Source organism: Bartonella harrusi (genome assembly GCF_024297065.1).
In the GTDB taxonomy this organism is placed as follows: domain Bacteria; phylum Pseudomonadota; class Alphaproteobacteria; order Rhizobiales; family Rhizobiaceae; genus Bartonella; species Bartonella harrusi.
Window position 1 is genome coordinate 536157 of the sequence record NZ_CP101114.1, and the last position, 15839, is coordinate 551995.

At 37.3% G+C, this 15839-nt stretch carries 10 protein-coding genes; 2 read left to right on the top strand and 8 right to left on the bottom strand.

The genetic code is table 11. The annotated features are described in order from the left end of the window. Window position 1: 1 nt before the first annotated feature. Together NMK50_RS02425 and thiC are read right to left on the bottom strand one after the other, a co-directional pair. Complete coding sequence (locus NMK50_RS02425) at window positions 2-952, bottom strand: FAD-dependent oxidoreductase (protein WP_254770740.1); 951 nt, start codon at window positions 950-952, stop codon at window positions 2-4. Continuing rightward, window positions 949-2784 (bottom strand): phosphomethylpyrimidine synthase ThiC, encoded by a 1836-nt coding sequence (gene thiC / locus NMK50_RS02430; RefSeq protein WP_254770741.1) that lies wholly within the window; start codon window positions 2782-2784, stop codon window positions 949-951. Before thiC ends, NMK50_RS02425 begins: the two co-directional genes overlap by 4 nt. A gap of 1733 nt (window positions 2785-4517) precedes the next feature. Here thiC and bgtC point away from each other — a divergent pair. Continuing rightward, window positions 4518-5498, top strand: a complete 981-nt coding sequence (bgtC, locus tag NMK50_RS02435; protein ID WP_254770742.1) for a gene transfer agent tail collar protein BgtC — start codon at window positions 4518-4520, stop codon at window positions 5496-5498. Between the two features lie 634 nt (window positions 5499-6132). Here bgtC and NMK50_RS02440 read toward each other — a convergent pair. The 5 genes from NMK50_RS02440 to NMK50_RS02460 all read right to left on the bottom strand — a co-directional run bounded on the left by NMK50_RS02440 (window position 6133) and on the right by NMK50_RS02460 (window position 12442). After that, the gene (locus NMK50_RS02440; RefSeq protein WP_254771159.1) at window positions 6133-6927 is read right to left on the bottom strand and encodes a heme ABC transporter ATP-binding protein; all 795 of its coding nucleotides are present in this window, start codon (window positions 6925-6927) and stop codon (window positions 6133-6135) included. After that, on the bottom strand, window positions 6924-8021 hold the full coding sequence (locus NMK50_RS02445; protein WP_254770743.1) for a FecCD family ABC transporter permease: 1098 nt from the start codon (window positions 8019-8021) through the stop codon (window positions 6924-6926). Before NMK50_RS02445 ends, NMK50_RS02440 begins: the two co-directional genes overlap by 4 nt. A 5-nt stretch (window positions 8022-8026) precedes the next feature. After that, complete coding sequence (locus NMK50_RS02450; RefSeq protein ID WP_254770744.1) at window positions 8027-8929, bottom strand: heme/hemin ABC transporter substrate-binding protein; 903 nt, start codon at window positions 8927-8929, stop codon at window positions 8027-8029. A gap of 16 nt (window positions 8930-8945) precedes the next feature. Next, window positions 8946-9992, bottom strand: coding sequence for a hemin-degrading factor (locus NMK50_RS02455; protein WP_254770745.1), 1047 nt, complete (start codon window positions 9990-9992; stop codon window positions 8946-8948). Between the two features lie 269 nt (window positions 9993-10261). Beyond that, window positions 10262-12442, bottom strand: a complete 2181-nt coding sequence (locus NMK50_RS02460) for a TonB-dependent hemoglobin/transferrin/lactoferrin family receptor (RefSeq protein ID WP_254770746.1) — start codon at window positions 12440-12442, stop codon at window positions 10262-10264. Between the two features lie 241 nt (window positions 12443-12683). On the opposite strand from NMK50_RS02460, the gene NMK50_RS02465 reads away from it, so the two are divergent. After that, the gene (locus tag NMK50_RS02465; RefSeq protein ID WP_254771160.1) at window positions 12684-13466 is read left to right on the top strand and encodes an energy transducer TonB family protein; all 783 of its coding nucleotides are present in this window, start codon (window positions 12684-12686) and stop codon (window positions 13464-13466) included. Window positions 13467-13576: 110 nt separating this feature from the next. Here the strand turns inward: NMK50_RS02465 and NMK50_RS02470 are convergent, their stop codons facing one another. Beyond that, entirely contained in the window at window positions 13577-15688 is a 2112-nt protein-coding gene (locus NMK50_RS02470) for a lytic transglycosylase domain-containing protein (RefSeq protein WP_254770747.1), read from the bottom strand. Window positions 15689-15839 lie beyond the last annotated feature (151 nt).

Consider the following 15839-nt stretch of genomic DNA (forward strand, 5'->3'; position numbering starts at 1 on the left):
TTTACTCCAATGCCAATTCCATTGCGCGTTTTGCCATTTCTGGAGATAAAAGGAAACCATGTCTATAAAATCCATTAATAGAAATATGATTACCATTTTTATACACAGAAGGGAAGTTATCAGGATAGCATGGTCGTATACCAACGCCAGATTCAATAATTTCTGCTTCGGCAAAAGCTGGATGCAAGGTATAAGCTGCATTGAGTAATTCCATCATTGACCGCACTGAGATGCCTCCATCAAAGTCACTCTCAATCATTGTTGCACCAATCATAAAAATATTATCTTGGCGAGGAACAATGTAGAGAGGAATGCGTGGATGGAGAAGGCGAATTGGACGAGAAATTTTAATATCTGTACTGCGTACAAGAAGCATTTCACCACGCACACCGCGTATATTTTTATCTTTTCCTAAACGTGCTATTCCCGTTGCATCAATAACAATATCAAAATTTGTTTCAGATATTTCTCTATCAACAAAACACGCTCCATTTTTTATAAGATCTTCTTTTAAAACCATAAGTGCTTGGCGAGGATCAAAATGTGCTTCATTTTCATAGAAAAGTGCACAGTTGAAACGTTCGGCAAGATCAGGTTCAAGAAGAGCTATTTCAGCAGCATTTATCGTTTTATGATTGTGTGTGCGCATTGCAAATCGTTCAAGTTCTACTCTATCGCGTATAGGCGCAACAACGAGTGTTCCCTTTTTTATGACAAGATTGGGAAGTGTTTTATTCCACCAATCTATGGCCTTTATACCAAGGTCTTCAACAATTTGTTCAGCACTTTCTCTCTCACAGTAAGGTGCAAGCATTCCTCCCGCATACCAACTCGCAGACCCTATAGGAGAATGAGGGGGAGCCGATAGAGTAACAGAAACGCCTTTTTGCTGTAACATAAAAGCAACTGTTAATCCCCCTACACCGGCACCTTTGATAAGAATATTCTTCAACTGTTGACACTCTTTTTTTGAGCAGGAATAGCATTTACATAAAGATCACCATTCTTTTGATACTCCTTAGACATAACAATCATACCTTCATCTTTTGTTTTTTGCATTGCTGCTGCGTCACGAATATCATGAGAAATACGCATGGAACAAAACTTTGGCCCGCACATGGAACAAAAATGTACCAATTTATGGGCTTCTTTAGGCATTGTTTCATCATGGAAAGCACAGGCCGTTTCTGGATCAAGGGAAAGATTGAATTGATCATGCCATCTAAAATCAAACCGCGCACGTGAAAGAGCATTATCACGTAATTGTGCTCTAGGCAAACCTTTAGCAAGATCAGCAGCATGCGCAGCAATTTTATAAGTGATCACACCAGTTTTTACATCATTTTTATCGGGAAGCCCTAAGTGTTCTTTAGGCGTTACATAACACAACATGGCTGTTCCAAACCATCCAATCATAGCGGCACCAATTGCCGATGTAATATGATCATAGCCAGGAGCGATATCAGTGGTAAGTGGTCCCAAAGTATAAAAAGGTGCTTCATGACAGAGCTCTAATTGTTGCTCCATATTTTCTTTAATTTTGTGCATTGGGACATGTCCTGGACCTTCAATCATAACTTGTACATCTTTTTCCCAAGCCATTTTTGTTAATTCTCCCAGAGTGTTAAGCTCAGCAAATTGCGCTTCATCATTGGCGTCGGCAAGAGAGCCAGGGCGCAGTCCATCCCCCAAAGAAAGAGAGATATCATAAGTGCGTGCAATATCACAAATTTCATCAAAATGTTCATAGAGAAAACTTTCTTTATGATGATGAAGACACCATTTTGCCATAATAGAACCACCTCGTGAAACAATACCTGTTACTCGATCAATCGTCAGAGGGATGAAAGATAATCGTAATCCTGCGTGAATGGTAAAATAATCAACCCCCTGTTCTGCTTGTTCAATGAGTGTATCACGGAAAATGTTCCATGTTAAATTTTCCGCAATACCTTGGACTTTTTCGAGTGCTTGATAAAGTGGAACAGTTCCAATCGGTACTGGTGAATTTCTAATAATCCACTCACGAATATTGTGAATATTCCGCCCTGTTGAGAGATCCATAACTGTATCTGCTCCCCAACGAATAGCCCAAACCATTTTATCGACTTCTTCTGCCATAGATGAAGTAACGGCTGAATTACCAATATTAGCATTAATTTTAACACGAAAATTACGTCCAATAATCATAGGTTCGCATTCTGGGTGATTGATATTTTGAGGAATAATGGCGCGTCCACAGGCAATTTCATTGCGAACAAATTCGGCCGTATAAAATTCTGGTATTGAACCATGAAAATTTTCATTTGATTGCGTTTTTTGCGTATCTTGTATCACAAGTCCTTCATTTTCTCGTATAGCGACATATTCCATTTCTTCAGTAATAATACCTGCGCGTGCATAAGCCATTTGCGTAATTGCTTTACCATTTTTTGCTCGCAAAATAGGACGCTTATGCTCAAAGGTTGGTATAGGGGGACTCTCATAGGTTAACCCATTATCTTCAGGTTTAACAGGGCGTGCAGTATAAGCTGCAGTATCAGCACGTTTAGAAAGCCAAGATAAGCCAATCGCTGGTAAGCCTTGTGTAATATCAATCATCATATCTTTATCGGTATATGGGCCGGAAGTGTCGTAGATGTTTAAAGGTTCCTCACCGCTACCATCAGTCAATAAAATCTCACGCAATGGAACACGTACATCAGAAAAGACAGAACTTTGTTGGTAGATTTTACGTGAGGCGGGAAAAGGACTACAACTGATTGATGGAATATTTTTCTGCATAAATTTTTTCCTTATAAACAGAGAGTTCAAAAACAGATGATGATGGTCAGGGGAGATATATTCAAATTATCAATCATGTGTGCTTGAATGAAAAGGTGTATAGAATATCATTTTTATACCAAGACACCTTAGAGAAAAATCAAGACGCTTTATTGAAAAATTGATTGCAATATCTTTTATAATATTTGCATTCGCCCATTTAAAAATCTTTTACTTAAAAGAATATGGTTGGCTTAAATACTTGTCTTGTCAATCGTAAAGATATGTTTTTAACGATTTTTATGTATTTTGAGGAATGAACACAGGTGCTATGAAGTGAAAAGTTAAATTCTAAAGTTTTTTATAAAGAACAGTGAGAGCAAAAATTTCTTGCCAAAATGATAGGATTTGTGCCTATTGTTTCTTGCATATTTTTTAATTTATGTGCTCATTATTTTATTGACTTAGTCATAAGCTTAGAAGCACTTTTTGGGGTGATATTGAGTTGCTTTTATCCCACATAATCATTTTATTTTCAGTATAATGAGGATGTTGCCTTTATGAGGTAGGATTATTTAACAGAATAGTTTGGCAAATACTGACTTTGATATTCCTTAGAATTTATTATTCTTGCAAAAAAAAACGATATATAATAGAATATATAAGGAGGCACTTGTATTAGGTGTTAATGGGGGAAACGGCTACAGTAAGTGATTTGTCGAAGCGTGTTGCCGTGTTTTTACAGGGGAGGTAGGTTCACAATTCTTAATTTACCTAAAGAAGATTTTTAATTTACTTAAAGAAATTGTGCATATTCTTCATATGTAATGGAAATATGTGATGCACTCTTTAGTGCCTTTAGGAGATATCCATAAGTTGTTAAGTTAAAGTGTGGGATGATTGTCTGTATTGAATATATCCTCTTTGGTCTGTTAGATTGGAAAGAAGAAGCGTTCAATAAGAACGTTGGTCTTTATCAGCAAAAACAGTTTTCAGGGTAAATTTACAAACAATTTATGTCTGAAAAGGTTTTTGCATGCAAATAAAATGTGATAGGGAAGGCAAAGAACGAAAAGAAAACTTTTTATCTTATGTCATACAGAAAAAAGACAATAGAAATCATAATTTCTTTGAAAGAATGAGGTAAAATAAGCTATATAAATTTTGCAAATACAGATTGAGAGAATGCTGTTCTTTACAAAAGTTCTCATAATCATAATAAAATAATTGGTATGGAATAAGATATTGTAGACTAAATTATTAAAAGTGAACGAGCGTGCTACGAAATGCAGCACGATTTATTAAATATACAAGTGTTTCAATGCGTTTCTTAATTGATCGATAAGTCATTACATTTAACCTTAGCTATGTTTAATCAATGGCAAAGAATCTTATGAATAATATTGATAAAATTTATAAGAAAACTTCAAAGTAGGATTGCATAACGATAGCGAGAGCATAATAGACGCGTATTATCAAATGAAGTGATTGCATTGCAAAGCAAAGGCGGGAGCTGTTTTTATGAAAAAATAGAGTGAATTGAATTTATTGAATTGGGGGAATCAAGAGAAAAACAAACCATAGGAAGAGACGTACAGCAGAAATAATGTATCGACTGATGATGGCATTTTTCTACATTTTTGCATGTATCTACAATTCTATTGCTGTTAATTGAAATCTGTTGTGAGGAAGCGTTTCTTCATAGAGATTAACAACAAGAAAAAAATTCAAGAAGAATTATTGAGGGGGGAAGAATGTCTAATATTTATGACTGGTCGTTAAAGGCTGATGAAAACGCTAATTCAGATAGTATCATTAATTGGGCAGAAGGTCAGCCGCCTAGTTCTGTCAATGATAGTGCACGAGCAATGATGCAGCGTGTGCGTGAATATCTTGCAGATAGTGGAGGCTCTATTAACTCACATTTTATGGTGAACGTGGAAGATAAAACAACATTTATTACGTTGAAGACAGCTTCACCTATAGAGAAATACAAAAATGATATCATCATACGTTTTAAGTCTCGTGGTGTAAACCTTGGTACGACAACGATAGCCATTAATAACATAGGGGAGAAACCACTTTATAAAGCAACCAATACGGGTATTATGCCATTAGAAGGCGGAGAGTTACAAACAGGCGGTATTTATGAAATGGTATATCATGCCGATATTTCAATGGAAGATTGTGATGGTTGGTATCTCTTAAATCCTACACCTCTTCCACCACCAAAAGTAGAAATCTTTCCTTCAGGGTTTATTGCTACATTTGCGATGCAAGAAGTACCAAATGGTTGGCTTTTATGTGACGGTACTGCTTATAAACGCAAAGATTATCCGCAGCTATTCAAAGCCATAGGTGATAAATGGGGAAAAGACAGTGAGACAACCTTTAAAGTTCCTGATTTTAGAGGGATGTTTTTACGTGGCTTTGATAATGGCCGTGGTTTAGATAGAGGTCGAAAATTTGCAGATGAACAGCAAGATAGCTTTAAAATGCATACGCATGATTGCACTATTGAAGAGGCAGGTAAGCATACGCACGATTTTCAGTATGATGGAGTTGGGTGGAGTGCCAATGATATTGGTAGAAGGAATCCAAATTATCACTATAGCGTTATAGCAGGGAGGACAAAACCAGCTGGTGTGCACACGCATAAAGCAAAACTTGCCACAACAGGTGAAAGAGAAACACGACCTGTTAATACAACTGTTGTTTACGCTATAAAATCATGAAGACTATCAGGTGACAAATAAAAAAAACTCCTTTTGATGCTTTTGTTAACGCGGAGTCATTTCGCGTTATTTTTTTATGCAAGTAATAAAAGGTTTATCTCTCAATGAACAAGAATATTTGAAAGTATTAAAAAAAACTTTTGGAATGTTCTGGAAGCAATTTCAAAGAGCTATAGAGTTGAGGGACAGAATTGATTGACAAGAAAAAGAAAGTTATGATTTTTTAAATCTATCATTGCATAGAAAATGGGCAAACAATAATACATTTTTCTTAACAATTCTTTATCAATTGCAAAAGCATTCTCATGGATCCTTGATGTTGTTTTATAAAGATCAAAGTGATAAAAAAGAGGGAAAGTTCTTATTGATGTTAGAAAAAAAAAAACATCCTCGTATTAAAGCCTTAAGTATTTTCATTAAGGGAAGTTTCGAATACTATTGAAATTGAAAAGGCGTATTTTTTTCCGCAGTATTTTGGAGGAAAGAGGATTATAGTCTTCTTTTAAAATAGTATATCTACTATACAGAAAACTATTCATGAAAAAATGACATCTAAGCACGTTTTTACATTTTACTTTGCTAGATCATTGAATTCTTTGATTAAAAAAACAGAATTCAAAATAAATTGGTTATCTTATAGGCAAGATGCTGTTTGAGGTAATATAAATGGAATATCTGCTTTAGGTAATTCAGAAACAGTTAAAGGACAATGATAAACATCACGTAGATTTTGCGTTGTCAAAACAGTAGAGGCATTTCCTTCACAATGAACCTTTCCTTGCTTTAGCAATATCATTTTATCTGCATAATGTGAGGCAAGATTAAGATCATGGAGAACAGCAAGAACACCTCCACCGCAACGAGCAAAATTTTTAGCAATCTCCATCACAACAAGCTGATGTTGAATATCAAGGCTAGCAATAGGTTCATCTAAGATCATCCAACGAGAAATTCCATTATCAATGGGTTCCCAAACTTGGCAAAGCACACGAGCAAGTTGCACCCTAGCTTGTTCCCCTCCTGATAATTTATGATAATATTGCTTGCTATAGTCAGCAAGTCCGACACGCTCTAAAGCTTTTTGGATAAGATTTTGTAATTTAATTTTTGCAAAGGCACATTTATTTACCGAAAGACCAAGTTCTACAACCTCATGGACTAAAAATGGAAATGCCAGTATTGTTGATTGTGGAAGAACTGCGCGCATTTGCGCCATTTCACAAGTTTTTGTCTGACGAACATCATAACCGTTTAAGGTTATTTTTCCACTAAAGGAAAGCTCTCCACTCAGTGCTTTAATAAAAGTACTTTTCCCAGATCCATTAGGACCGATAATAATGGTAAGATCACCACAATTCGCTTGAATGTCTATATGGTTAAGAATTTGTTTTTTCCCGCGTTGAACGCAAATATCGGTTGCCTCAATCATGAAAATTCCGTTCCTCTTTTGCATATAAGAATCCACAGGAAAAAAGGAGCACCAAAAAGCGCTGTCACGATGCCTATTGGTAATTCTGCTGGAGCAACAATTAAACGTGCAAAGGTATCAGCAAAAACAAGCAACGCTGCTCCCAACAGAGCAGAGCAGGGGATGAGATAACGGTGATCTGGACCAATGAGTTGACGCAAAATATGGGGAACAACAATACCGATAAAACCAATGCCTCCACTCATAGCAACTGCACTACCACACATAAGGGCAACAAGGAGAATAGCAATATTTTTAACCCATTGAATATTAAAACCAATATGCCCAGCAACGGCTTCTCCAAGAGCAAGAGCATTGAGTGCTCGTGATAAAAGGGGCGAAAAAAGAAGACCAACACAGATAAAAGGCAGTATAAGCCAAACTTTTAACCATGTGGCACCTGCAAGAGAGCCAAGGCTCCAGAAAGTAATATCGCGCAGTTGTTGGTCGTTTGCAATAAAAATAAGTGTTCCCACAACAGCACTGCTTAAAGCACCAAGAGCAATACCTGCAAGAAGCATTGTTGCAATAGAAGTAAAACTATGGTGTGTTGCTATTGTATAAAGAACAATTGTTGACAGAAGACCACCAAAAAAAGCACCTATGATAACTTTGTAGGGTTCTAGAAAAGGTGCTAATGAAGCAGGAAAAGCAATACCAATAACAATGGCCAAAACAGCACCAAGACCTGCTCCTGCTGATACGCCTACAATTCCAGGATCTGCAAGAGGATTACGGAAAAGCCCCTGCATAAGAACACCAGAGACAGCGAGAGCTGATCCAATCAATAATCCTAACATAATACGAGGAAGCCTAATATCGATAAGCACAAGATAATCACGCGTTTTACTGCTTATGGAAAAGTCTTTAGTAAGCATACCATGAAAAAAATCAAAGAAAGAAACCTTTGAAGGACCATTTAAAATCGCAGCAAAAATGCTAAAGGTGAGAAATATAATAAGACCTAATAATATAGTCTTTCTCAAATTGGCACGGTCTATGTTTTTCTTCTCTTTTGTTTCAGGTGCATACATTATGGATGTACTATCGACCATTTTTATCAGCTCTTACTCTTTTTGTTTGCACCATAAAATAAATTAATAAGTTCTCTTGATGCATCTGCGGTGCGCGGACCAAACCCTAAAAGATACATAACATCCATTTTTTTAATGGCATTATTTTTTGCTGCATTGGTTGCTTGAACTGCTGGTATCGCTAAAATCTTTTCAAGGTTAGTTGATTTTCCTCGATGTGCCACAAACAAAATAACATCAGGATTTGATTTCAATAACGCTTCGCTGTTGAGTAACTTATACCCTTTGTAATCGCTTATGGCATTGATACCACCTGAAAGCTTTATCATACTATCTGCAGCTGTATCTGTTCCAGATGCCATAACACGCCCATTTTGTATGGAAAAAATAAAAAGAACACGCTTTGGTTTTGTAACTTTTGCCAAAAGAGCATCATTTTCCACAAAGTCACCACTTACTTTTTTAATTAATGCTGCTGCTTCTGCCTCACGATGAAGCGCTTTACCAACGAGGCGAATCTTTTCTATAACACTTTCACGGGAGTAGTTTTCCGGTATAATGACAAGAGGAATTGATGCTTTTTTTAGAATTTCAATTGCTGAAGGGGGACCGCTTCCTTCAACTAATAATATACCTTCTGGAGCAAGTGATAAAACACCTTCAGGTGAGAGAGCGCGCATATATCCAAGGACAGGAAGTTTAAGCGCTTCTTGCGGATAAACGCTTGTACTATCACGGGCAACAAGTTGGTCTTGTGCTCCCAATGCATAAACAATTTCTGTAAGAGAACCGCCAATAGAGACAATGCGCGCATTTTTAGAAAATTGTGTTGTAGGCTCAGCAATGACTGGTTGAGAAAAGATGGGAAGAGAAAACAGTATAAAAATAAAGAAAAATTTTAGCAGTCTATGCAAAAAAAGCGTAAGCATGTGACTTTACCTTGATCTAAGCGATTGCTGTTTTTCTGTACGAGGGCAAACTGTTTAATAAAGAACGCCAATCCTCACGCTCTTTTTGGCCTTCCTTTCGCAAGCCAAAAAATTGAATAATCATCTCACTTTTTTTATCAAAAACTTCAAGAGAACTAACATAACCATCACTGGTAGGTTTGCGAACATGCCATATTTTATCAATTCCAGAAAGTAACAAATGCATGTCGAACTTATGATCAAGAATATTAATCCAAGGTCCCATTTGCTTAATATTTTTTATTTTTCCACTGAAAATTTGGATACAGCCTCTGTTGCCAATAAAGCACATAATTGGGATCTCCTGTTGTGCAGCTTTGTTTAGCATAATTTCAATAGCTTCTATTGCTAATTCATCAGCAAATTCGCTACCAGCACATTTCACAGCATCATGTCGATTCATTTTCAGTTCAGAAATAATTTTATGAAGCTGATGTACGTCCGTCATTTGCCGCCAACGATCACGAAATTCTTCAACATTTAGTTTTGTTATATCACATTGAGCTGAATCTGGCGCAGGAAGAATATCAAGAACAGGGGACTGATCTTCATGAAGAAGCTTATCAACAAGTTTACTCCACTCTTCCATATCTGTTGTATCCTTAGGATAGAGTTTAAAAATAGCAACACCACTTTGATCAAAGAATTGCAAACTTTTCGTAGGCTTTCCAAGAACAATCATGTCATATTCGAAACCAAATTTCCATTGTTTTGGAAAAATACGCAAATCGATTTCACCAAGTGTGATTGGAATATGTTGGCTTTGAACAACTTTTTCAAAGCGTCCTGTTATTTCGTGAACAGCGTAATCATTACGCGTCAATGCCATAACTGTTCCAAATTTAGGAGCACTTTCCAAGAATACAGCTACATCAGCTTCTAGTCTTTTAGCTTTCCCGATTGTACAATAGGCAGCAATAAGCTCTGCCTCAGATATCCCAATAGAGATTGCAAAATCACGATTTCGTATTTCTTTTTTTTCTTCACGCAAGCGAAGAATCGTTTCGGCTGTATAGGATGACATGGACTTTCCTTATGTTACTTTAGAGAGTTAATTTTCAAAACATTACAATTCTAAGGCACTAGGTTGAATCACTCTCAATGAATGATTCAACCTTTCACAAAACAAAGCCGCTATTTCTAACAGCAGAACAACCAAAAACCGATTAATAAGGAAAAATAAAAGCTTTTCTTTCAAGTCTTTGTAATTTAAAGAACAACGATAACAAAAACACAATAACTCATCCTTTTATCGACAAAATTCTATATTGATCTCACAGTTAATAAGAGTGACTAAAATTTTTGTACGAACGACACCTTAAAATTACGCCCAGGTTGACTATAATAATCATCTGGTGTTGCACTTTTACTGGAAGGAAGATCAGACACATTCCAATATTTCGTATTGAAAAGATTATAGACACCAGCTCTTATAACAAACCCTTTTTCACCAAACGGTTTCCACCACCCAGTCATATCAACAATGTTATATCCTAGAATTTCTGGATAGCTAGCTTCTTTAGTCGCTTTATCACGTTTTGCAGATGAAGTGAGCACAACATCCGCTCCCCAAGTTTCTTTTGCATATCCTAATCCAATAACTGCTTTCAAAGGTGGAATGGAGTCTAGAGTTTCATTTTTATCAAGATCTTTTCCTTGCAAATAGACAAGGGCAAAGTTGCTATGTAATCCACTTTTAAGCGCCAAATGTCCTTTTGCTTCAACACCAAAAATACGTACATTTGAACGATTCATGTAATGCCGACGGGCAAACCGGAACTCTTCTGATGGCCCCTTATCTATGGTATCTATGAAATTTTTATATTGATTGACAAACCCACTAAATGAACCACCGAAGTTTTTATCCCCATATCTTATACCAACATCATATCCATTGCTTATTTCTGCTTTAAGGTCAGGATTTCCCTTCACATAATAAGCACCGGGTTTGATATAAGAGACGTACAGTTCTGAAACACGTGGTGCGCGAAAAGCTTGTGCCCATTGAGCATAAAGCGCTATTTGATCACGAACATCCCACTCCATCCGTAATTTAGGAGAAACATGTGAACCACTCTTTTCTGGTGGGAATTGATCAGAAATGAGAGCTTTCTCATAAGCGGAGGTTTTTTGAGGAATATTCTTATACCAATCATAACGAACACCAGGTGTTACACGGAAACGATTATGGGAAAAGCCAATCTCATCTTCAAAAGCTAAACCAAAGTTGTAACTCTTCGCATCTGGTGAATCGGATCGATTAGCAGGAACAAACAGACATCCTTGCGCATTTTCCTTCAAATGACAATTATCTCTTCCTAACAAATAATGATGAAATTGAGATGACGAAACATCGGTGGCAAACTTTAATGTATGGCTTACAGTGCCAATATTCACTTTTTTGGAAGCATGAGCATTTAAACCATAATTGGTATTGCGCACAAGATTATCTCTCAAATAATCTCCTTTTGGTGCTCTAACACGAAACCCGCTCATAATATCATTATTTGACTGTTTTAGCCAATACAATTGCCCGCGGAACGTATCAAAAAGCGCATCTCCATTACCATTATAATCATAAGAAAGAGAAAGACGTTCACGGCGCTTATTTTCCTGATCATAAACAGAACCAGGAGAGTATCTTTTGCTCATATTTAATAAATGCGTGTTTCTATTCTGGTCAAAGCGTTCTGATGTAAAACCAAGCCGGTGCTTGTCATTGAAATACTGATGAACTTTAAAAAGCAAATTATTTTGATCAAAATGAGCCGGGTTTTTACGGGTGCGCTCTTCATAATACCCTTCTATGGTTCCCATATTTTTGCGTTCATTGCCTTGCTCATGTGAGCCTTGGAAGAGCAAAAATGTTTGTTGAGCACGCACAGCAAAAGCTTGGTCTATGCGCCAACTGTTATTAACAGAATGATAACCACCTTTTATAAGGCTACCCCAATTCTTTTCATCAGAAATAAGATCTTCAGGATTAAGAGTACGTAAAGCAATAACGCCCCCTAGCGCACCAGATCCATAAAGACTAGAATCCGATCCGTGAATAACATCAAGTGTGGAAATTGCACTAAAGTCAAACGTTGCATTGCCACTGTTTCCACGCAATATATCACTTACCCATGGAAGAACAATGCCATCCATCGTTGTGAGAATACGATCTCCATTCAAACCACGAATCACAAAGCTATTTTTTTCCGAATTATAGGCTACGGATGGATCGAGACGACCAATTTCATGAACATCACTGATTTGCTTTTCATCAATATCCTTAGCAGTTTTACGATCGGTTAGAATGGTTACGGGACCCGAATTCCCCTCTGTTTTGTTCCCTTTAATCACAATTGGGTTGAGCTCAGTTACAGAATTCTTTTCATTGTTTTGCGCAAAAACAAATGAAGGTATAAAGACTGACAACGCACCTAAAATCACGCAGTTTTTATGAATATTCTCTCGTCTTATTCGCATAACACATTATAACCTTTATCTTAAACATCCCCTCTCTCGCTTGAAACTTATATCAAAACGCTTGACTCATCGACTAGGCATTAGCTCGCCAAGCAAAAGTGATTAATTCAGCAAAAAACCACGCAGAGACCATATTAAACATGATAAAATCAGTCAAGAAAAAAGTTGCAATTTCAAAAGAGCCTGTTTTAATAAAACTTGTACACCAATGTTGGGCTTCAGAATAGCGGTTGAAGAAATGATGATTTTTACAAATACGAGACGGTTATTCATTCTTTGGATTGGTGCGTTTATTTGCGCTTTTTCTTTGCATATAGCATTGGGTGCACAGTTTTATTCTTACAGTACTGGTGTAAGCAATGGAATACATTCATCTACAATTGTGCTGTCTTTTGTGCAAGAGACTGTAGATCCAAATGCTAACACAGATTCTTTCGATATTGATACAGATTTATCGAATGTGAGTGCAGAGTCAGAATTGTTGCAGTCTGGCCCTTTAGAGCAAGAATCAGAGATATTAGAAGCAATGGATAAGGTTCAACCTGAAGAGCCTCAGCATATTGTGGAAAAGAATGATTTTGCAGTTCTTAAATCTTTGGAAAAACCTCTTCCTCAAAAAGTGGAGCATAGAGTCCTCGATAAAAAACTGATACCAATACGAAAGACTATGGTGAGCCGTGCCCCTGTGAAGGCCGTTCGTTCGTCTGCGAGCAGTCAGGGCGGTGATACAGCTGCACTTGAAGATGCCTTGTTAGTAGAATGGTTGACAAAAGTGCAGGCGCAATTAGAAATGCAAAAAGAATATGTTGTAAAACAACGTGTCAGTCGTGCCAAAGGAACAGTCAAGTTAGAATTTAGGGTGCGTGAGCAGGGTAATATTTTTGCTAGACGCGTTGTAATCTCTTCGGGTGATGCGGAACTTGATCGATTAGCTATGGCAGCACTTTATCGGGTTGGCTCTTTTCCTCCTCCTCCTTCATCAAAAGTAAACAAGATTATCAGAGTATCATTGATATTTAGCTAATTTTTACGATTTTTTTCATTTTCATATCTCTTATTTTATTATTGCTGTAATGATGTGGTTTGTGTATTGAGAAACGAGAATGAATGACCTTGAGATAGATTGAAATGATGTTATTTCAATCGCCCATAAAGAAGGGCCGTTTTTATATCTATTTTTCCTGTAAACCTTGCTTTATAAACCTCATAATTTTCCATGACACGCATCACGTAATGACGTGTTTCTGTATAAGGAATACGTTCGATCCAATCTACGACTTTATCAAGGGGTTGTCCTCGAGGATCGCCATAACGTTCTATCCATTCGTCGACACGACGGGAACCTGCATTATAACCAATAAGAGTCAATATATAAGATCCGTTAAAGCGTTCCAATTGCTCGCTGAGAAAATAGGCGCCTAATTTAGCATTATAACTGGCATCGCTACTCAATTTTTGGGGAGACCATGTGATTGAATATTTTTTTGCAAGTGTTTTTGCTGTTGTCGGTAGTAATTGGAGAATGCCTCGTGCACCTGCTTTTGATATCGCTGTTGGATTAAATTCACTTTCTTGGCGCGCAATAGCATAAACAAGCGCTTGTCCTGCGGCAGAAACATTGGTCGAGGCTGGAATAGCACCTATTGGGTGCGAAAGTGCACCAACATTTTTTCCTTGAAAAGCAGCAGTTTTTCCAATTTTGAGACTGGTATAATAGTCTCCATTTTTTTCTGCCATCACAGCAAGGAGAGCTAATTCGCCAGGACTTTCTATTGTTTTACCAAGTTCTCTATAAAAAATTTTAGCTAAATGTGTATAATCAACTGCTTCGAGGCGTCGAATTGCTTTAATAGTAGTGCGTGTATTAAAGCGATGTCGCTCATTGGCTGTTGGTTTAGGAAAAGAAATTTCAAGCTTTTTTTTGTTAAGTCGTGCTGCCGCTAATTGACCATAATAAGTTGCAGAAAAATGAGCGGCAAGACGAAAATAATTTTGGGCATTTTTATGTTCACCAAGAGTCTCTGCTGTTCGTCCCATCCAATAATATCCACGAGATGTATAAAGAGGTGCAGAAGATAATTGAGGAATACGTGAAAAATGGTGCATTGCTAATTGAGGATTATGAAGAAACCGTAGCGCGTACCATCCTGCATGAAATTCAGCATCAATTGCCAACGAGGATGTCATACCAGGGTATGTGGCAACCAGTTGATAAGCAATTTTAGGTTTGTTTAAATCAAGCATTTCGCGAGAAAGGGCACGTTTCTCTTTCCATAATGCATGAGGATCCATAAGTTTTAATACACCGCTTGGTGTTTTCATCATGAGTGATGCAGCGACATTATATTGCCCCGTTCGCCGAAGATGGCGCATTCGAGCAAATTGTAACAGAGGATTTTTTTGCCATGATCGCTCCGCAGCACGTAATTTTTGTGCAGCTTTAGGGTCATTCTTTTCAACGGCAACAAAAGCATTAAAAAGGGATTGAGCACGGGCTAATTTTGCAACACGCTCAGCAGAATCGAAGCGATGTGCATAAAGCATAAATTGCATGCGTTTTAGGTGATCGATAGGTTTTAATGCAGCATTTGCGTTTTTAAGAATAAACTCTTCTTCTTTTGCATTAAGCTTTTCTTTATGCCACCATGGTGCAATGACTTGTCGAGCACGGACGGTTTGTCCGGTTGCGATAAGTGCTTTAGCAAATAGAGCTATACCTTGTGCTGTAAGGGGGGGATGATGAGAAAATTTTTCGATGATGAGATGTGCGGAATTGGTTTCATTAATAAAAGCACGTTCAGCATTACGTTGCATAATGTTTATGCCGGGCCATCCTTTTAGTTCTTTGATTGCATGAAATATTTCAGAACTTGGCACATTGGCTTGGTTTGATATACCGATTGCCCATGTCAAAATATGACGGTCGAGGCTCTCTTTTCCCATGGAGTTACGAAGGCTTATTGTTGTTGCAATATTGTTGTTTAAAAGTGCATCTAAACCAGTTTTAAGTTGCTTGAGAGTAAAATTATTACTTGATATGGGGGTATCATGGGGGGAGATATAAAACTGTTTTAGAGGTTTCTGAGTCTCTTTTTTTATGACAAAGGGGGTAGGGCGTTCCAGAGGGATTGGTGCTTTCCCATGTAAAAGGTGTGTTTGTGCACATGCACTTGAAAATAAAATCGTTGTTTCCAGTATAAGTGCAGTAAGGGATTGTACAAAAAAGGGGGTAGAAAGTGTACGCATAGAGAAAAACTTTGAGACCTTGATTTTGGAAAACACTTAAAAGATTTTAGAACATAAACATGAAAAACGCGTTAATAGAGGTGAAGACTGTTAAAAAAGATTCAGAATTGAAGGAGATCCATATTAAATCTTATGAAAGCTGTTATGAAAT